We start from the raw sequence: 18,905 nt of genomic DNA on the forward strand, positions 1-18,905 counted from the left end.
CGCGGCGCTTTTTGAGATATGGCTTCGAAGTTGCTTTGCCTGAACGCCCGCGCAGAGCCGGTGATCAGCGAGCCCGCTTTTTCACTCGAGCATCAGCCGTTTGCCGCCGCGCGAGGCGCGCGCCAGGCTTTCGCCCGAGCCGAGCGATTCGCTCTCGACGTCAAACATGACAGCAGTACCTTGCCTGACCTTTTATTAGGAGTTTCACGACAATGCGAATCGCTCAAATCGCGCCCCTCCACGAGGCTGTTCCGCCGAAGCTCTACGGCGGCACGGAACGCGTGGTGTCTTATCTGACCGAGGCTCTTGTCGAGGCCGGACACGACGTCACGCTCTTCGCGAGCGGTGATTCGCAAACGTCCGCGAAGCTCGAAGCCTTCTGGCCGCAAGCGCTGCGCCTGGATCCGACCATCCGCGACACGATGGCGCCGCACATGCTGCTGCTCGAGGAAGTCCGCCGCCGCGCCGACGAGTTCGACGTGCTGCACTTTCACATCGACTATTACCCGTTCTCGCTGTTCGCGCGCCAGCCGGTGCCGTTCTTGACGACGATGCACGGCCGCCTCGACCTGCCCGAACTGCAGCCGATCTTCAGCACGTTCAAGGACGTGCCGGTCGTATCGATCTCGGACAATCAGCGTCAGCCGCTGCCGCAGGCGAACTGGCTCTCGACGGTTTATCACGGCCTGCCGGAGAATCTGCTCACGCCGATTCCGAACGTGAAGCCCGGTTATCTCGCGTTCCTCGGCCGCATCTCGCCGGAGAAGCGCGTGGACCGCGCGATTCGCATCGCCCAGGCGGCGGGCATGAAGATCAAGATCGCCGCGAAGCTCGACAAGGCCGACCGCGCCTATTACGAAGAAGAGATCAAGCCGCTCTTCGCGCTGCCGCATGTCGAGTACATCGGCGAAATCAGCGAGGCGGAAAAGACCGAGTTTCTCGGCAATGCGCACGCGCTGCTCTTCCCGATCGACTGGCCGGAGCCCTTCGGCCTCGTGATGATCGAAGCGATGGCGTGCGGCACGCCGGTGATCGCGTTCAATCGCGGTTCGGTGCCGGAAGTGATCGATAACGGCGTGTCGGGCTTCGTCGTGGAAGACGAGCTTTCGGCGATCGCCGCCGTCAAGCGTCTCGACTCGCTGTCGCGCGCGAAAGTCCGCGAGGCGTTCGAAACGCGCTTCTCGTCGAAGGTGATGGCCGCGCGCTACGTGCAGAACTATGAAGAACTGCTGCGCCAGAAGCACCGCACGATTCTGCGCGAAGTCAACGCCTGACGGACCTGTTCCGACGGCCGCATCGATGCGGCTCAACGACGCCCCGCACGCCGCAAGGTGCGCGGGGCGTTGTCGTTTTGGCACAGTCCTGCCGGTTTTCGCGCGCTGCGGCACGCGCCCGAATCGAATTCTCTGACGACATCCGCAATCTCCCTATAATGACCGGGCTTCGCGATGCGCGAAGCGCGTTCGCCGCGCGTTTTCGCTGACCGTGGCGGCAAGCATCGTTTGTGGACAGGAGCACCCTTTGGCGAGAATCAAGCAAACCAGCGCGAGCCCGGCACCGGGCGCAGGCACCGTTTTCGCGCTGCGGGCCATCGGCGTCGTGCTCGCGGCGCGCTGGGTGTTTTCCATGTCGCAGATGGGCTACCTTTCTTCCCTTCACGCGATGACGTCGTCGCCGTGGGCGTGCCTCAATGTCGTGCTGATCTTCCTGCTCGTCGTGCTTCCCGGCGCGAAGGCGCGCACCGACCGGCCGCTGCATCCGTTGCCGCAATGGCTCAGGCAGGCGCTGCGCTTTCTCGCGCTGCTCGCGTTCGGCTTCGCGGTGTTTTCAGTCGGCGCGTTCGTGTGGGCGTCGGGCTGGCGGCGCTTCGTGCATACGCTCGGCGAAACCAACGGCTGGCTTGCGGTCGGGCCGGCGCTTTACGCCGTCGTCATGTGGATCTGCCGGCCGCGCGCTCTCTGGCGCACGAACATCGCGGCGCGCCGTTTCGCCATCGGCCGATTCGCCATTTCTCTCGATCCCGTCACCCGCACCGCGATGGTCTGGGCCGAAAGCCGCAAGCTCGGGCAGTACGATGCGCGCGAGTTGTCGGTGAGATGGCCGGCGCCGTCGACGGACGCATCGCCGGCGACCATCCTCGCGACATCCGCGCAACCGGCTGCGGCGCCCGTGCAATCGAATGGTGTCGCGCGCAGAAGCTGGTTCGCGCGCCGTCCGAAAGTCGAGTTGCTCTGGGATTCGCCGGCTGCGGCCGGGCACAATCGCACCACGGTATTTCGCGCGCCGCTCGCGAGCGAGGGCGACCGCAGCGCCGCCCGCGCACTGGACGCCACGTTGCGTCAGGTCTGACGCGCGCGGCTTTCGGCGGCACACGTCTTTCTTGTCGATGCTGGGAGGAAAGGATGCTGATACGTTGGTTGCTGGCCGCGCTTCATTTGCTCGCTTTCGGCTTCGCGCTTGCCTCGGTGCTCGCGCGGGCGCGCGCGCTGCGCCGGCTGGATGCGTCGCAATCGGTGCAGGCGAATGAGCTTCGTCTGCGCGAGGTCTTTCGCTCCGACATGGTCTGGGGCGTGACGGCGATCGTGCTGATCGTGACCGGCGTCATGCGCGCGTTCGGCGGCTTCGAAAAGGGCGGGGCGTACTACCTGCACGAGCCGCTTTTCCACCTGAAGATGACCGCGCTGGTGCTGATCTTGTTGATCGAAGTCTCGCCGATGCTCGCGCTGATCCGCTGGCGCGCGGCGCTCGCGCAGGGCGGGGCGATCGATCTCACGCGTGCGCGACGCTTCGCGTGGATGAGCGATCTCGAAGCGGCGCTCGTCATGGTGATGGTGATTGCCGCGACCGGCATGACGCGCGGCATATGGGCGACGTAGGCGCGTGCGGCACGAGTAGTGTCCGACGCCCGCAAATGAAAAAGGCCCGAGTCATCGACTCGGGCCTTTTAGTCTTCGGTGTCTTGGCGTTACCAGCACCAGAATTCTGGTGGGTAGTACTGGGATCGAACCAGTGACCCCTGCCGTGTGAAGGCAGTGCTCTACCGCTGAGCTAACCACCCGAAGAGATTGAGATTATGTCAGGCGTATCGCGTTTCGTAAAGCGATTCTTCAAGCAATTTCGAAAATTCAGGCGGCGACCGCATCGGCCTCGGCGCTGGCCGCTTCCGTGCGCCATACGCTCGTGCCCTTGATCGCCTTGTCGAGATCGTTCAGCACCGCTTCATGCGCGGCCAGTTCGTCCGCGCTCGCGGCAATCACCGGCAAGTCGAGATCGTCCAGCGCAATGCGCGGCGCGGCCGTATCGCCTTCGGACGGCACGTCGCCGAGCATGTCGATGACGAGGCTTTCCTGGCCGCGCGTCATCGCGAGATAGACCTCGGCGAGCAGCTCCGAGTCGAGCAGCGCGCCGTGCAGCGTGCGATGCGCGTTGCTGATGCCGAAGCGGTCGCACAACGCATCCAGCGAATTGCGCTTGCCGGGGAACATCTGCTTCGCATGCGCGAGCGAGTCGATCACGCCCGCGCACGTCTCGGAGACCTTCGGCAGCCCGAGCAGCGCGAATTCCATGTCGAGAAAGCCGATGTCGAACGGCGCGTTATGGATGACCAGCTCCGCGTCGGCGATGAAGTCGCGTAGCTCGGCGGCGATCTCGGCGAACTTCGGTTTGTCGCTCAGGAATTCGGTCGTGAGCCCGTGCACCGCCAGCGCGCCGGGGTCGCTGTCGCGCTCCGGATTGACATAGAAGTGCAGGTTGTTGCCCGTCAGCCGGCGATTGACCAGCTCGACGCAGCCGATCTCGATGATCCTGTCGCCCGTTCGAGCGTTGAGGCCGGTGGTTTCGGTGTCCAGTATCAGTTGGCGCATGAGATGTCTGTTTTTCTGCGTTTAGCTGTCGGCAAGCGATGTGACGCCGCGATTGGCGAGCGCATCGGCGCGTTCGTTCTCGGGATGACCGGCGTGGCCCTTGACCCAGCGCCACTCGATCTGATGCTGCGCGACGAGCGCGTCGAGCCGCTTCCAGAGGTCGGCGTTTTTGACGGGCGTCTTCGCGGCCGTCATCCAGTTCTTTTTCTTCCAGCCGTGAATCCACTCGCTGATGCCTTTCTGCACATATTGCGAGTCCGTGTGGATCACGGCGCGGCACGGGCGCTTGAGCGCTTCGAGCGCGGCGATCACCGCCATCAGTTCCATGCGGTTGTTGGTGGTCGCGGCTTCGCCGCCGAACAGTTCCTTCTCCAGCGCGCCGAAGCGCAGCAGGGCGCCCCAGCCGCCGGGGCCGGGATTGCCTTTGCAGGCGCCGTCCGTGTAGATGTCGATTACTTTGGTCGATGCGGAATCTTCAGTCATCAATGCTCGTTGCGGATGTGCGGGGCGGCGACCGGGGCCAGACCGGGCGCGAGCGCGGGTTTCTTCAGCTTGCGCGGACCGATGAGCCGCATGCCGCGCACGCGCTTCACCGCGGTGATCATGTAGGCGGCGCCGAAGATGGGCCACCAGCGGTCGCCCGCAGGCTCCATGAATGCGCAGCGTTGCAGCCATTTGTCGGTGACGAGCGGCGGACGATAGCAGCCGAAGCGTCCGCGTTCAAGGTCGAATCCGAGCAGCTTGATCCAGTCCTTGATGCGGGTGAACGCGATCATGTCGTGCGCGGCGGGCACGAACGGGCGTCCGGCCACCTTGCCGAGCGATTGCCGCGCGCCCCACAGACTGAGCGAATTGAACCCGAGAATGATGAGCTGGCCCTCGGGCACGAGCACGCGTTCGGCTTCGCGCAGCAGCCGGTGCGGATCGCGCGAGAATTCGAGCGTATGCGGCAGCACGAGCAGATCGACACTCTGCGCTTCGAACGGCAAGTCGAGAAGATCGCACCAGACGGTGCTGCGGCCTTCCGGCGCGCTTGCGGCGGGCAGCGCGCTCACGCCCGCGGCGTGGGCGCGCGGCAGCGTATAGGGCGCGCTTGCGCCGCTTTCCGCGTCGAGCACGAGGGCGCGGCCGGTCATGCGGTTTTCGCGCAGCGCGTCGAGTTGCGGCATGCCGAGCTGAAGCGCGTGATAGCCGAAGATGTCGGATACCAGGCGGTCGAGCTGAGTCTGCTCCCACTCGAGCACGTAACGGCCCGGCGCCGAGTTGGTCCAGGCGGGCCAGTCTATAATCGCTCGGTCAGACATGTTCGGATGCCGCGTAGATGATCGCCATGGATTCACTTGCTGAAGATTCGCCCGGACCCGCGCTCGAGTACGTGCCGGTTCCGGCGTTCGAAGACAATTACATCTGGCTCGTGTCGGACTCGCGGGACGCCGTCGTGATCGACCCGGGCGACGCCGCGCCGGTCGAAGCGTATCTCGCAAGACGCGGCTGGCGGCTGACCGCTATTTTACTCACGCACCATCATCGCGACCACGTCGGCGGTGTGAAAGCGCTCCTCGATAGCCGATCGGCAGAGGGCGGCGTGCCGGTGTACGGGCCGGCCGGCGAGCCAATCGAGCATCTGACGCAGCGGCTGAAGGGCGGCGACGCCGTGCGTATCGCGCACCCGGCGCTGGAATTTACCGTTATCGACGTGCCGGGCCACACTGCGGGCCATATCGCGTATTTTCAGGCCGGCGACGCGCGCGGCACGCCGCATCTATTCTGTGGCGACACGCTCTTCGCGAGCGGCTGCGGGCGTCTTTTCGAAGGCACGCCGCAGCAGATGCTGGCATCGCTCGATGCGCTCGCCGCGCTTCCCGATACCACCGATGTCCACTGCGCGCACGAGTACACGCTGTCGAACATTCGGTTCGCGCGCGCTTGCGAGCCGGACAACGCCGCACTCGTCCGCTGGGACGACGAGGCGCACGCGCTGCGCGCCGCCGGCAAACCGACCGTGCCCACGACGATCCGCCACGAAAAGGCCGTAAATCCCTTCTTGCGCGTCGAACGGCCCGCAATTCAGGCGACGCTTTCGTCGCAATTCGGCGAGCCGGTCAAAGGCCGCCTCGATGCGTTCCGGCTGATGCGAGGATGGAAAGACACGTTCCGGTGAGCGGCCAAACTTGCCGCGAACTTAATCCGATACTTGAGAAACGCCGTTAGATGCAGGATTTTGCAGGGGTTTTACGCGCGTTCTTATTGACGTCCCAAGTGCGGTTCCGTACTATCGGCTCCAAATTTCCAAGCTTTATCTTTTGGAAGCCGAGACGTTCATGCGACTAACACTTAGCGCGCTATCCGTCCTTACGCTGGCCGCCTGTGCCAGCCAGGGTCCGACAGCGCCAGCCTCCAATACAACCGCCGCCGCTCCTACCGCCGCCTCGCAGCAAGAAGTCGCCGACACGATCCGCCGCACCGCAGCCGCCAAGGAAACCATCGACGTCGACAAGACGCCCGTCACTTCGCTCGCGGGGTCGGCCGATCTCTGGAGCCGCATCCGCAACGGTTTTCAGATTCCCGACCTGCAAAGCGATCTCGTCGACATGCAGGTGAACTGGTACGCGCAGCGTCCCGACTACGTCGAGCGCATGACCACGCGCTCGCAGAAGTACCTGTATCACATCGTCGAGGAACTCGAGCAGCGCCATATGCCCACGGAACTGGCGCTTTTGCCGTTTATCGAGTCGGCGTACAACCCGCAGGCGCTGTCGGTGGCGAAAGCGGCTGGCATGTGGCAGTTCGTGCCCGGCACCGGCCGCGATTACAACCTCAAGCAGAACATGTGGCAGGACGAGCGGCGCGACGTGCTGGCATCGACCTCCGCCGCGCTCGATTACCTTTCGCGCCTGCACGACATGTTCGGCGACTGGCATCTCGCGCTCGCCGCGTACAACTGGGGCGAGGGCAACGTGCAGCGCGCCATCGCGCGCAACGAGGCGGCCGGCTTGCCGACGGATTACGAAAGCCTGCGCATGCCCAACGAGACGCGCAACTACGTCCCGAAGCTGCAGGCGGTGAAGAACATCGTCTCGAATCCGCAGCAATACGGCCTCGCGCTGCCGGATATTCCGAATCACCCGTATTTCGTCACGGTCACGACCGCGCGGGACATCGACGTGACCATGGCCGCGAGGCTCGCCGGCATGAGCGTCGAGGAGTTCCGGTCGCTCAATCCGTCGTTCGCGAAGCCAGTCATTCTCGGCGCAACGAATCCCCAGATCCTGCTGCCGTTCGACAACGCCGCGACGTTCCAGCGCAATCTCAGCTCGTACACCGGCGCGCTGTCGTCGTGGACCACGTACACGGTCACGGAACGCGCGCGGCCCGCGGCGATCGCCGAGAAAATCGGTGTCGACGCGGACACGCTGATGTCGGTCAATCGCATTCCGGCGGGCATGCGCCTGAAACCCGGCTCGACCATCGTCGTGCCGCGCACGGATGACGACGACGAAGACATCAGCGCCGACGTCGCCGCGAACGCGATGCTCGCCGTCGAGCGCGACGTGCCGGACACGCGCAAGATGGCCATCCGCGTGCGCCGCAAGCAGTCGATCGCGACGCTCGCGGACCGCTACGACGTGTCCGTCGCGCAGGTTCGGGCGTGGAATCACACGCATCGCGACACGTTCATGCCCGGCCAGGTCGTCGTGCTCCATGTGCCGTATGGACGTCCGGTGCCGGCGGAGCCAGGTCCGGTGCGCGTCGAAACGGTGGCGGCGTCGAGCCATTCGTCGGGCGGCGTGACCAGAATCGGCACGCGTGTGACGGCCAAGACGCCGCACGGCAAGGCGCCGGGCCACACGCTCACGCGCGTGTCGGCGTCCATTCCGGTAAAACCGGCGACGTCGGCGAAACCGGTTGCGGTCGCGAAGACCGTCAAGCCTGCCGCGCCGCATGCGGCGAGCGCGAAGAGCAAAAAGAAGTAAGCGCGCGACGCCTTCGGATGTTTTATCCGCGCCGTCACCAAGGTGACGGCGTTTTCATTTGGCCGCGCGGTTAAACTGGCGTCTCAAAAGAATCGGACAAGCTCCAGAACCGCATGCCGTCCTCCGTTCGCTTTCGCGTATTCTTCCTGTTCGCCGCCGGATATTTCGTCTCTTACGTGTTCCGAGGCGTCAATCTGGGCTTCGCGCCGCTCATCACGCACGACCTCGGCATGTCGGCCGCGGACCTCGGCCTTCTGACGTCGCTCTATTTCATCGGCTTTGCGGTGGCGCAGATTCCCGTCGGCGTGCTGCTCGATCACTTCGGTCCGCGTCCGGTGACGGCCGGCATGCTCGTGTTCGCGGCGGCGGGCATCTGGACGTTCGGCGCGTCGCATGGGCTCGCGGGCCTCATGGTCGGACGGTTGCTGATCGGCATCGGCGTCTCCGTGTGCCTGAGCGCGGCGTTCAAGGCTTCGGCGCAGCATTTTCCGGTGGCGCGGCTCCCGCTCGTCAATGGCTTCACGATGGCCGTCGGCGGGCTGGGCGGCGTTGTCGTCGGTTCGCCGCTGGCATCGCTGCTGCACGTGACGACGTGGCGGCAGGTTTCCTTCGGCCTCGGCATGTTCACGCTCGTCGTCGCGGCGGCGATCGGTCTGTTCGCTCCGCGCAAGTCCGATGCGGGTCATCGGGCCGACGTCATCAGTCAGTTCAAGGGGACGTGGCATATCCTGAAAAGCGGCGCGTTCTGGAAAATCGCGTCGTTCTCCGTCGTGACGCAAGGCGTGTTCTACGCGATGCAATCGCTGTGGATTCGCCCTTATCTGCTCGATGTCATGAATCTCACGCCCGAGCATGCCGCGGGGCTCGTCTCGGTGCTGGGCTTCGCGATGATGTTCGGCTGCGTCGGCTTCGGCGCGGCGGCGCGCGGCATGGAGCGGCGGGGCGTCCCGGTGTATGCGTTCTGCGGCGTCGGCATGGCGCTTTACGTCGTGGTCCAAGTGCTCATGGTGCTGCGCGTGCCCCTTCCGCCCGCGATCCTGCTCGCCGCGTATGGCTTCTTCGGCGGCACAGGCATCCTGAGTTATGCGGTGATGGCCGAATACTTCCCGTCGCACATGATCGGGCGCGCCAGCACGACGCTCACGCTCGTGATCTTCGTGCTCATCTTCGGCTTTCAGGTGGGCGTCGGCGCGATGCTTTCCCAATGGCCGCCCGAAGGCGGGCATTACCCGGCGGTCGCGCATGTGACGGTGTGGGCGCTGCTGATCGCGTTGCAGGCCGCGAGCGCGGTCTGGTATGTGTTGCCGAGCCGGGCGCTGCAAAAGACGGAGCGCGCCGCGTCCTGATTAGGAACGATTCTTGGCAGCAAGCAGACGTTTCCCAAATTTGGAGAAATTGCGGGTTCGGGCTATAATTCGAAGGTTTGAGCATATCAACCCCGCACCCTAGCGCCTACCTCCCATTCACCGTCGTTCGCTGCGCATGGCAGCGCGCGCCGCACGCCGCCAGTCGTCCGCTTCGAGACCCGCTTGCACCACGCAAGTGAGCCGGTTCGAGCCGCGATGCCCGCCTGTGAGCCGCCGCCATCGTGCAAAGGAAGCCCGCGCTTGATCGAGCGGCGGGACACAAGCCTGAATTTCGGACAGACAGGTCGGTAACAGGGTGTTCCCCAAGGAGCTTCCCGTGTTGCCGTCATTCTCCCCAGCACTTCTCGCACTTGCCGACGGCACGGTCTTTCGTGGTCATTCCATCGGCGCGGCCGGTTCGACGATCGGCGAAGTGGTGTTCAACACCGCCATCACCGGCTATCAGGAAATCCTGACCGATCCGAGCTACGCCCAGCAGATCGTCACGCTGACCTATCCGCATATCGGCAATGTCGGCGTCAACGCCGAAGACGTCGAAGCCACCAAAGTCCATGCCGCCGGCCTCATCATCCGCGATTTGCCGGTGCTTGCCTCCAATTTCCGTTCCGAGCAGACGCTCTCCGACTATCTGAAGGCGCAAGGCATTTGCGCGATTGCGGGCATCGACACGCGCAAGCTCACGCGCCTGTTGCGCGACAAGGGCGCGCAGAACGGCTGCATTCTCGCCGGCAGCGACGACGAAGCCGAAGCGCTGCGTCTCGCGCGCTCGTTCCCGGGTCTCGCCGGCATGGACCTCGCGAAGGTCGTGTCGACGCAAGACCGCTATGAATGGACGCAGCGCGAATGGCGCCTCGAAAGCGGCTACGGCAAGCAGGAAGCGCCGAAATTCCGCGTCGTCGCGTTCGATTACGGCGTCAAGTTCAACATTCTGCGAATGCTTGCGGAGCGCGGTTGCCATGTGACCGTGCTGCCCGCTCAAGCAACCGCCGCCGACGCGCTCGCGCTCAATCCCGATGGCGTCTTCCTCTCGAACGGCCCCGGCGATCCGGAACCGTGCGACTACGCGATCGCGGCGACTAAAGAGTTCATCGCGAAAGGCATTCCCACGTTCGGCATCTGCCTCGGGCATCAGATCATGGGCCTCGCCGTCGGCGCGAAGACCGCGAAGATGAAAACCGGGCACCACGGCGCGAATCATCCGGTGAAGGACATGGAAGACGGCCGCGTCGTCATTACGTCGCAGAACCACGGTTTTGCGGTCGATGCCGCCACGCTGCCCGCGAACGCCAAGGTCACGCACGTCTCGCTCTTCGACGGCACGCTGCAAGGCTTCGCGCTCACCGACAAGCCGGCGTTCTGCTTCCAGGGCCATCCGGAAGCGTCGCCGGGCCCGCACGACATCGCGTATCTGTTCGACCGCTTCATCAAGCTGATGGAGACGGCGAAGGTCGCCGCTTAAAGAACACATAGAGAGCAGTTATGCCGAAGCGCACAGACATCAAGAGCATTCTCATCATCGGCGCGGGTCCGATCATCATCGGCCAGGCGTGCGAGTTCGACTATTCGGGCGCGCAGGCGTGCAAGGCGCTGCGCGAGGAAGGCTATAAGGTCATCCTCGTCAACAGCAATCCCGCGACGATCATGACAGACCCCAACACGGCGGACGTCACGTACATCGAGCCGATTTCGTGGGAAGTGGTCGAGCGCATCATCGCGAAGGAGCGCCCGGACGCCATTTTGCCGACGATGGGCGGACAAACCGCGCTCAATTGCGCGCTCGATCTGTTCCATCACGGCGTGCTGGAAAAGTACGACGTCGAGCTGATCGGCGCGTCGCCGGAAGCCATCGACAAGGCGGAAGACCGCCAGAAGTTCAAGGACGCGATGACGAAAATCGGCCTCGGTTCGGCCAAGTCGGGCATCGCGCATTCGATGGAAGAAGCGCTCGTGGTCCAGGCGCAAATCGCCGAAGCCACCGGCAGCGGCGGCTATCCGACCGTCATTCGCCCGTCGTTCACGCTGGGCGGCTCGGGCGGCGGCATCGCGTACAACAAGGAAGAGTTCGAAGAGATTTGCCGTCGCGGTCTCGATCTTTCGCCGACGCGCGAGCTGCTCATCGAAGAATCGCTGCTCGGCTGGAAGGAATACGAGATGGAAGTCGTCCGCGACAAGGCGGACAACTGCATCATCGTGTGCTCGATCGAAAACCTCGACCCGATGGGCGTGCACACCGGCGACTCGATCACCGTCGCGCCCGCGCAGACGCTGACCGACAAGGAGTATCAGGTGCTGCGTAACGCGTCGCTCGCGGTGCTGCGCGAGATCGGCGTCGATACGGGCGGCTCGAACGTGCAGTTCGCGATCAACCCGAACGACGGCCGCATGGTCGTCATCGAGATGAATCCGCGCGTGTCGCGTTCGTCGGCGCTGGCGTCGAAGGCAACGGGCTTTCCTATCGCCAAGGTCGCGGCGAAGCTCGCATGCGGCTATACGCTCGACGAACTCAAGAACGAGATCACGGGCGGCCAGACGCCGGCATCGTTCGAGCCGACCATCGATTACGTCGTCACGAAGGTGCCGCGTTTCGCGTTCGAGAAATTCCGCGAAGCCGATTCGCGCCTGACCACGCAAATGAAGTCCGTCGGTGAAGTCATGGCGATGGGCCGCACGTTCCAGGAATCGTTTCAGAAGGCGCTGCGCGGTCTGGAAGTCGGCGTCGACGGTCTCGATGAAAAGACCACGAGCCGCGACGAAGTCATCCGTGAGATCGGCGAGCCGGGACCGGACCGCATCTGGTATCTCGGCGACGCGTTCCGCCTCGGTCTGACGCGTGAGGAAATCTTCGAAGAGACGTCGATCGATCCGTGGTTCCTCGCGCAGATCGAACAGATCGTGCTGAAAGAGAAGGCGCTCGAAGGCCGCACGCTCGAAAGCCTCACGCGCGACGAACTGCTGTACCTGAAGAAGAGCGGCTTTTCGGATCGCCGTCTCGCGAAGCTGACCGGCTCGACGCAAGCCGACGTGCGCAAGAAGCGTCACGCGCTGAAGGTGCGCCCGGTCTACAAGCGCGTCGATACGTGCGCGGCCGAGTTCGCCACCAAGACGGCGTACATGTACTCGACCTACGAGGAAGAGTGCGAAGCGAATCCGACGGACAGAAAGAAGATCATGGTGCTCGGCGGCGGGCCGAACCGGATCGGGCAGGGCATCGAGTTCGACTACTGCTGCGTGCACGCGGCGCTCGCCATGCGCGAGGACGGTTATGAAACCATCATGGTCAACTGCAACCCGGAGACCGTTTCCACCGACTACGACACCTCCGACCGTCTGTACTTCGAATCGCTGACGCTCGAAGACGTGCTCGAAATCGTCGATCTGGAAAAGCCCGTCGGCGTGATCGTGCAGTACGGCGGCCAGACGCCGCTCAAGCTCGCGCTCGATCTCGAGGCGAACGGCGTGCCGATCATCGGCACGTCGCCCGACATGATCGACGCCGCCGAAGACCGCGAGCGTTTCCAGAAGCTCTTGAAGGATCTCGAGCTGCGTCAGCCGCCGAACCGCACGGCGCGCGCGGAAGACGAAGCGCTCGCGCTCGCCGAAGAGATCGGTTATCCGCTCGTCGTGCGTCCTTCGTATGTGCTCGGCGGCCGCGCAATGGAAATCGTCCACGAGCCGCGCGACCTCGAACGCTACATGCGCGAGGCCGTGAAGGTGAGCAACGATTCGCCGGTGCTGCTCGACCGGTTCCTGAACGACGCGATCGAATGCGATGTCGACTGCATCTCGGATGGCGAAGCCGTGTTCATCGGCGGCGTGATGGAGCACATCGAGCAGGCGGGCGTGCATTCGGGCGATTCGGCCTGCTCGCTGCCGCCGTATTCGCTGTCGAAGGAAACGGTCGACGAACTGAAGCGACAGACCGCCGCGATGGCGAAGGCGCTGAACGTGGTCGGCCTGATGAACGTGCAGTTCGCGATCCAGCAGGTGCCGCAGGAAGATGGCTCGAAGCAGGACATCATCTACGTGCTGGAAGTGAATCCGCGCGCATCGCGCACGGTGCCTTACGTGTCGAAGGCGACGAGCCTGCCGCTCGCGAAGATCGCCGCCCGCGCGATGGTCGGCCAGACGCTCGCGCAGCAGCGCGTGACGAAGGAAATCGTGCCGCCGTATTTCAGCGTGAAAGAAGCCGTGTTCCCGTTCGTCAAGTTCCCGACGGTCGATCCGGTGCTCGGGCCGGAAATGCGTTCGACGGGCGAAGTGATGGGCGTGGGCCGCACCTTCGGCGAGGCGCTCTTCAAGTCGCAACTCGCGGCGGGTTCGCGCCTGCCGGAATCCGGCACGGTGCTCATCACCGTGATGGACGCCGACAAGCCGAAGGCCGTCGAGGTCGCGCAGATGCTGAACGAACTCGGCTATCCGATCGTGGCGACCAAGGGCACCGCGGCGGCGATCGCGGCGGCGGGCGTGCCGGTGAAGGTCGTCAACAAGGTGAAGGATGGCCGGCCGCACATCGTCGACATGATCAAGAACGGCGAGATCGCGCTCGTCTTCACGACCGTCGATGAAACACGCGCCGCCATCGCCGATTCGCGCTCGATTCGCATGAGCGCGCAGGCCAATAAGGTGACGTACTACACGACGATGTCGGGCGCGCGCGCGGCCGTCGAGGGCCTGCGTTATCTGCGCGATTTGGAAGTCTATGATTTACAAGGCTTGCATGCTCGCCTAAACTAAGGCTTCGATTACTGGTCTAAGCATCACGAGCCGCGGTTAAGCGGTATCTCCTTTCGTATAGGGAGATGCGCTTAACCGCGGTAATTTTTTTGGACGTTTTTGTTTCCGGGTTGTCTATGAGCACGATTCCCTTGACGAAGCGCGGCGCGGAGTTGCTGCGCGACGAATTGCAACGCCTAAAGGCTGTCGAGCGTCCGGCGGTCATCAATGCGATCGCCGAAGCGCGCGCGCAGGGCGACCTCTCTGAAAACGCGGAGTACGATGCCGCGAAGGAAAAGCAGGGCTTCATCGAGGGCCGCATCGCGGAACTCGAATCGAAGCTGGCCGCAGCCCAGGTCATCGACCCGACGACGGTCGAAGCCGATGGCCGCGTCGTTTTCGGCGCAACGGTCGAACTGGAAGATCTGGAGTCCGGCGACACGGTCACGTATCAGATCGTCGGCGATGACGAAGCCGATATCGACCACGGTCTCATTTCCGTCAGCTCGCCGATCGCGCGCGCACTGATCTCGAAGACCGAGGGCGACGTCGCGTCCGTGCAGGCGCCGAGCGGCGCGCGCGAGTACGAAATCATCGCTGTCCGTTACGTCTGATGGCTCACCGGCTCTTTCGCTTCGTCGCGATGATCTGGGTCGGCAGTCTGCTGACGCTCGGCCTCGTCGCGGCGCCCGTGCTCTTCTCCATGCTGGATCGCGCGCTGGCCGGATCGGTCGCGGCGCAGTACTTCCGCATCGAGGCGTTCGTCGGTGTGGTTAGCGCGCTGGTTCTGATTCTGATCTGCAATCGCTTCGTGAAGAGCGGCATTGCCGACTACAAGCGCGTTCGGTGGATGGTCGCGGTGATGCTCGTATGCGTGCTGCTCGGCTACTTTGCGTTGCAGCCGTTCATGAATTCGCTGCGCATGGCGGCGCAGGAAGCCGGCACCGATCTCGCCAATTCGCCGTATGCGAGCCGGTTCGGCATTCTGCATGGCATATCGACCGCGATTTATCTGGTCGAGTGCCTGTTCGGGATCGCGCTCGTATGGCGTCTTCCGGGTCAGGCGCCGGCCAAGATCGTGCCGAAGAACAAGTCGGCGAAGATGGCCGCCAAGCGCGCGCGCAGTTGATCCCTGCTGGATGCGGCGCGGACGTTTCGGTTTCACGTCCGCGCCGCATCGATCATTTCACGGTCTGGTGCTGGCGCTTGGAACTCGCCTGGCGCTTCTTCGCGCGCTTCACGTTGCCGCCCGCGGTCACGCGCTCGTTACCCAGCACTTTCAGCGTCTGCTTCTTGGGCTTCTTGAAGGCTGGCGCATCGCGCGAAATCTTCACCGCCTTGACGATGCGCGGCGCCGCGCCCTTCGCGGGACGGTCGGCGGCTTCGGCGGCGCTGGGCGGCATCGTGCTGCGCGTGCGCGTTGCGCGGCCCTTGGCCGGTGCGGCGCCCTCGGGTCGCCAGATGACGAGCAGCTTGCCGATATGCTGAATCGGCGCGGCGTTCAGGCGATCGCAGATTTCTTCGTAGATGGCGATGCGCGCTTCGCGATCGTCGCCGAACACGCGAATCTTGATGAGCTGGTGCGCTTCCAGGTGCACGCCGATTTCGTTCAGCACGGCATCCGTGAGACCCTCCGCGCCGACGAGCACGACGGGCTTGAGTGCGTGGGCCTCCGAGCGATGTTCGGAGCGCTGGGCAGGGGAGAGTTCAAGAGCTGGCATGAGAAATTTGGGACTCGACTAAAATGGGCGGCGCAACGGCGTTTTGAGCGCCAAAGGCGGCGCGCCGAAGCGCGGAGGGCAGAAAAGCCCGGCGACGCGGCGCCAGGGCGATGCCTGAAACGGCGCGTGCCCGGCGATGGCCGGCTTTGGCCCGCGAGATTGGACTCGACCGCCGCCATAAACAAAATAGGCCGGAGACGCGATTGCCGGGCGCATTCGAGCACCCGCGGAAACGTTCCGGCCGACAAGACGCGTATTATCCGCTAAAAGCCGCGCGCGTTGCAGCAAGATTGCGCGCGCAACGCTGGCTTGACACACAACGAAGCGCGCCGATGCGCATTCGGCGCGTCACCGAAATACCTTCCGAAGCGCGCAGGCGCGCAGCATGAGTTCAGTTTGAATGGCAAAGAATCGCTTCAATCATTCGTGGTTGCATGACCACATCAACGACCCTTACGTGAAAATGGCGCAGCGCGAGGGTTATCGCGCGCGCGCGGCGTACAAGCTCAAGGAGATCGACGAGCTGGACAAGCTCATCCGACCGGGGCAGGTCATCGTCGATCTGGGTTCGACGCCGGGGAGCTGGAGCCAGTACGCGCGCAATAAGCTCGCCCAAAGCCCGAAGCGCGATGCGGATCGGCAGGGCGGCATCGACGGCACGATCATCGCGCTCGACATTCTGCCGATGGAGCCGATCGCCGATGTCACGTTCATCCAGGGCGACTTCCGCGAGGACGCCGTGCTCGCTCAACTCGGCGAAATCGTCGGCGATCGTCAGGTGGACCTTGTAATCTCGGACATGGCCCCCAACCTCTCCGGCGTGGCAAGTGCGGATGCGGCGCGGATCGAGCATCTTTGCGACCTGGCGCTGGAATTCGCGCAGACCCATCTGAAACCGGAGGGCGCGCTGCTAGTCAAATGTTTTCACGGCAGCGGTTATAGCCAGATCGTCGAGAAGTTCAAGCACCAGTTCAAAGTGGTGGCGCCGCGCAAGCCCAAGGCGTCTCGGGACAAATCGTCCGAGACTTTTATCCTCGGGCGGCGGCTCAAACATCCGGCTGCGGGACCCGCTTAAACAAGGTCGGCGAAAATCGGCGATATTTTCGCGGAATATGCCGAAAAAAGACCATCTGCCGCTATTTAAGCGGTAGAGAAACCTTATGGCAGGGGTTAGCCGTCTGGATTAGAATGCTTTGGTGGCGCCGCAAGGTTTATGTAGGCGCCCGTCAATGAGTGAGGAGTGGTGCTTTGAACAACAATATGTTCTCTAAAGCGGCAGTGTGGCTCGTGATCGCACTGGTGCTGTTTACGGTGTTCAAGCAGTTCGATAAGCCCCGCGTCCAGGAAGGCGTGTCGTATTCGCAGTTCATGGACGACGCGAAGAACGGCAAGGTGAAGAACGTCACCGTTCAGGGCCGCAATCTTACGGTCACTCCGGCAGACGGCCAGAAATACCAGATCGTGTCGCCTGGCGACATCTGGATGGTCGGCGATCTGATGAAATACGGCGTTCAGGTCAGCGGCAAGGCTGACGATGAACCGAATGCGCTCGTCTCCGCGCTGTACTACCTTGGACCGACGATTCTCATCATCGGCTTCTGGTTCTACATGATGAGGCAGATGCAGGGAGGCGGCAAAGGCGGGGCGTTCTCGTTCGGCAAATCGCGCGCGCGGCTGATCGACGAGAACAACAACGCGATCAATTTCACCGATGTCGCCGGTTGCGACGAAGCGAAGGAAGAAGTGTCGGAGCTGGTGGACTTCCTGCGCGACCCGCAGAAGTTCCAGAAGCTGGGCGGGCGCATTCCGCGCGGCGTGCTGCTGGTCGGCCCTCCGGGTACCGGTAAGACGCTGCTGGCTCGCGCCATCGCGGGCGAGGCGAAGGTGCCGTTCTTCAGCATCTCGGGTTCGGACTTCGTGGAAATGTTCGTCGGCGTGGGCGCGGCCCGCGTGCGCGACATGTTCGAGCAGGCGAAGAAGCATGCGCCGTGTATCGTGTTCATCGACGAAATCGACGCGGTCGGCCGTCATCGCGGCGCCGGCATGGGCGGCGGCAACGACGAACGCGAACAGACGCTGAACCAGATGCTCGTCGAAATGGACGGCTTCGAGGCGAACTCCGGTGTCATCGTGATCGCAGCGACCAACCGTTCGGACGTGCTCGACAAGGCGCTCCTGCGCCCGGGCCGCTTCGACCGCCAGGTGTATGTCGGTCTGCCGGATATCCGCGGCCGCGAACACATCATGAAGGTGCATCTGCGCAAGGTGCCGATCGCCAACGACGTCGACGCATCGGTCATCGCGCGTGGCACGCCGGGCTTCTCGGGCGCGGACCTGGCGAATCTCGTGAACGAAGCCGCGCTGTTTGCGGCGCGCCGCGGCAAGCGCATCGTCGAAATGCAGGATTTCGAGGACGCGAAGGACAAGATCTTCATGGGTCCGGAGCGCAAGTCGGCCGTGATGCGCGAAGAGGAACGCCGCAATACGGCGTATCACGAGTCGGGTCACGCGGTCGTCGCGAAGCTGCTGCCGCATGCAGACCCGGTCCACAAGGTCACGATCATGCCGCGCGGCTGGGCGCTCGGCGTTACCTGGCAATTGCCGGAACATGACCGCGTGAACCTGTATCGCGACAAGATGCTGGAAGAAATCGCGATCCTGTTCGGCGGCCGTGCAGCGGAAGAAGTGTTCCTGAACTCGATGTCGACCGGTGCTTCGAACGACTTCGAGCGCGCAACGAAGATGGCGCGCGACATGGTCACGCGCTACGGCATGTCGGACGTCCTCGGCACGATGGTCTATGTCGATACCGAGCCGGAAGGCATGTTCGGCAAGCTCGGCGCGAAGACGGTGTCGGAAGCTACGCTGCAGAAGGTCGACGCGGAAATCCGCCGCATTCTGGACGAGCAATACGCGCTCGCCCGCAAGCTGCTGGAAGACAACCGCGACAAGGTCGAGGCCATGACCAAGGCGCTGCTCGAATGGGAAACCATCGACGCGGACCAGATCGGCGACATCATGGCGGGCCGTCCGCCGCGTCCGCCGAAGAACTTGCCGCCGCCTTCAGGCGATACGCCTCCGAGCGGGAACAGCGGCACGGAAGTGAAGCCGGGCAGCGCGACCGCTCCCGCCTAAACTCCCGGCATCAGACGATGGGCCGGCGTGCACTGCACGCCGGCCCATTTTTTCTTTATGGCCCGGCGTTCGCGGCCAGGGCGCCTGTCAATTGCTCCAGCAGACTCGCTTGACCACATCCACATCCACATC

General features: G+C 63.7%; 16 protein-coding genes and 1 tRNA gene. 12 read left to right on the forward strand and 5 right to left on the reverse strand.

Translation table 11 applies throughout. From position 1 onward, the window contains the following. The first annotated feature begins 212 nt into the window (after window positions 1-212). The 3 genes from LDZ27_RS04925 to LDZ27_RS04935 all read left to right on the forward strand — a co-directional run bounded on the left by LDZ27_RS04925 (window position 213) and on the right by LDZ27_RS04935 (window position 2,876). Entirely contained in the window at window positions 213-1,274 is a 1,062-nt protein-coding gene (locus LDZ27_RS04925) for a glycosyltransferase family 4 protein (RefSeq protein WP_244815592.1), read from the forward strand. 247 nt (window positions 1,275-1,521) lie between these two features. Further along, a complete protein-coding gene (locus LDZ27_RS04930; protein ID WP_244815593.1) occupies window positions 1,522-2,349 on the forward strand; it encodes a hypothetical protein in 828 nt (275 codons plus the stop codon). A gap of 53 nt (window positions 2,350-2,402) precedes the next feature. After that, on the forward strand, window positions 2,403-2,876 hold the full coding sequence (locus LDZ27_RS04935; protein WP_244815594.1) for a DUF2214 family protein: 474 nt from the start codon (window positions 2,403-2,405) through the stop codon (window positions 2,874-2,876). Window positions 2,877-2,983: 107 nt separating this feature from the next. Here LDZ27_RS04935 and LDZ27_RS04940 read toward each other — a convergent pair. The 4 genes from LDZ27_RS04940 to LDZ27_RS04955 form a co-directional block, all read right to left on the reverse strand. Continuing rightward, a tRNA-Val gene (locus LDZ27_RS04940) sits at window positions 2,984-3,058 on the reverse strand. 67 nt (window positions 3,059-3,125) lie between these two features. Continuing rightward, window positions 3,126-3,863: a DNA polymerase III subunit epsilon gene (dnaQ, locus tag LDZ27_RS04945; RefSeq protein WP_244815595.1), complete on the reverse strand. Its 738-nt coding sequence runs from the start codon at window positions 3,861-3,863 to the stop codon at window positions 3,126-3,128. A gap of 21 nt (window positions 3,864-3,884) precedes the next feature. Further along, window positions 3,885-4,346: a ribonuclease HI gene (gene rnhA, locus LDZ27_RS04950; RefSeq protein ID WP_244815596.1), complete on the reverse strand. Its 462-nt coding sequence runs from the start codon at window positions 4,344-4,346 to the stop codon at window positions 3,885-3,887. Beyond that, on the reverse strand, window positions 4,346-5,167 hold the full coding sequence (locus tag LDZ27_RS04955) for a class I SAM-dependent methyltransferase (RefSeq protein WP_244815597.1): 822 nt from the start codon (window positions 5,165-5,167) through the stop codon (window positions 4,346-4,348). The genes rnhA and LDZ27_RS04955 overlap by 1 nt, the downstream gene beginning before the upstream one ends. Before the next feature lie 17 nt (window positions 5,168-5,184). Here LDZ27_RS04955 and gloB point away from each other — a divergent pair, with 17 nt between their 5' ends. The 7 genes from gloB to LDZ27_RS04990 all read left to right on the forward strand — a co-directional run bounded on the left by gloB (window position 5,185) and on the right by LDZ27_RS04990 (window position 15,046). Further along, complete coding sequence (gloB, locus tag LDZ27_RS04960) at window positions 5,185-6,024, forward strand: hydroxyacylglutathione hydrolase (protein ID WP_244815598.1); 840 nt, start codon at window positions 5,185-5,187, stop codon at window positions 6,022-6,024. A 160-nt stretch (window positions 6,025-6,184) separates the two neighbouring features. Then, the gene (locus LDZ27_RS04965) at window positions 6,185-7,837 is read left to right on the forward strand and encodes a transglycosylase SLT domain-containing protein (protein WP_244815599.1); all 1,653 of its coding nucleotides are present in this window, start codon (window positions 6,185-6,187) and stop codon (window positions 7,835-7,837) included. A 113-nt stretch (window positions 7,838-7,950) separates the two neighbouring features. Next, window positions 7,951-9,183, forward strand: coding sequence for an MFS transporter (locus tag LDZ27_RS04970; RefSeq protein WP_244815600.1), 1,233 nt, complete (start codon window positions 7,951-7,953; stop codon window positions 9,181-9,183). Between the two features lie 337 nt (window positions 9,184-9,520). After that, window positions 9,521-10,663, forward strand: coding sequence for a glutamine-hydrolyzing carbamoyl-phosphate synthase small subunit (gene carA, locus LDZ27_RS04975; protein WP_244815601.1), 1,143 nt, complete (start codon window positions 9,521-9,523; stop codon window positions 10,661-10,663). 20 nt (window positions 10,664-10,683) lie between these two features. Then, window positions 10,684-13,938 (forward strand): carbamoyl-phosphate synthase large subunit, encoded by a 3,255-nt coding sequence (gene carB / locus LDZ27_RS04980; RefSeq protein ID WP_244815602.1) that lies wholly within the window; start codon window positions 10,684-10,686, stop codon window positions 13,936-13,938. Between the two features lie 116 nt (window positions 13,939-14,054). After that, a complete protein-coding gene (gene greA / locus LDZ27_RS04985; protein WP_244815603.1) occupies window positions 14,055-14,531 on the forward strand; it encodes a transcription elongation factor GreA in 477 nt (158 codons plus the stop codon). Further along, a complete protein-coding gene (locus LDZ27_RS04990) occupies window positions 14,531-15,046 on the forward strand; it encodes a DUF4149 domain-containing protein (protein ID WP_244815604.1) in 516 nt (171 codons plus the stop codon). The genes greA and LDZ27_RS04990 overlap by 1 nt, the downstream gene beginning before the upstream one ends. A 52-nt stretch (window positions 15,047-15,098) precedes the next feature. On the opposite strand, the gene LDZ27_RS04995 is transcribed toward LDZ27_RS04990, so the two are convergent. Further along, on the reverse strand, window positions 15,099-15,638 hold the full coding sequence (locus LDZ27_RS04995; RefSeq protein WP_244815605.1) for a YhbY family RNA-binding protein: 540 nt from the start codon (window positions 15,636-15,638) through the stop codon (window positions 15,099-15,101). A 400-nt stretch (window positions 15,639-16,038) separates the two neighbouring features. Between LDZ27_RS04995 and LDZ27_RS05000 the strand changes: the two genes are divergently transcribed. Both LDZ27_RS05000 and ftsH read left to right on the forward strand, forming a co-directional pair. Further along, a complete protein-coding gene (locus LDZ27_RS05000) occupies window positions 16,039-16,713 on the forward strand; it encodes an RlmE family RNA methyltransferase (protein WP_244815606.1) in 675 nt (224 codons plus the stop codon). 173 nt (window positions 16,714-16,886) lie between these two features. Beyond that, window positions 16,887-18,773, forward strand: coding sequence for an ATP-dependent zinc metalloprotease FtsH (gene ftsH, locus LDZ27_RS05005; RefSeq protein ID WP_244815607.1), 1,887 nt, complete (start codon window positions 16,887-16,889; stop codon window positions 18,771-18,773). Window positions 18,774-18,905 lie beyond the last annotated feature (132 nt).

Source organism: Caballeronia sp. Lep1P3 (assembly GCF_022879595.1).
GTDB lineage: Bacteria > Pseudomonadota > Gammaproteobacteria > Burkholderiales > Burkholderiaceae > Caballeronia.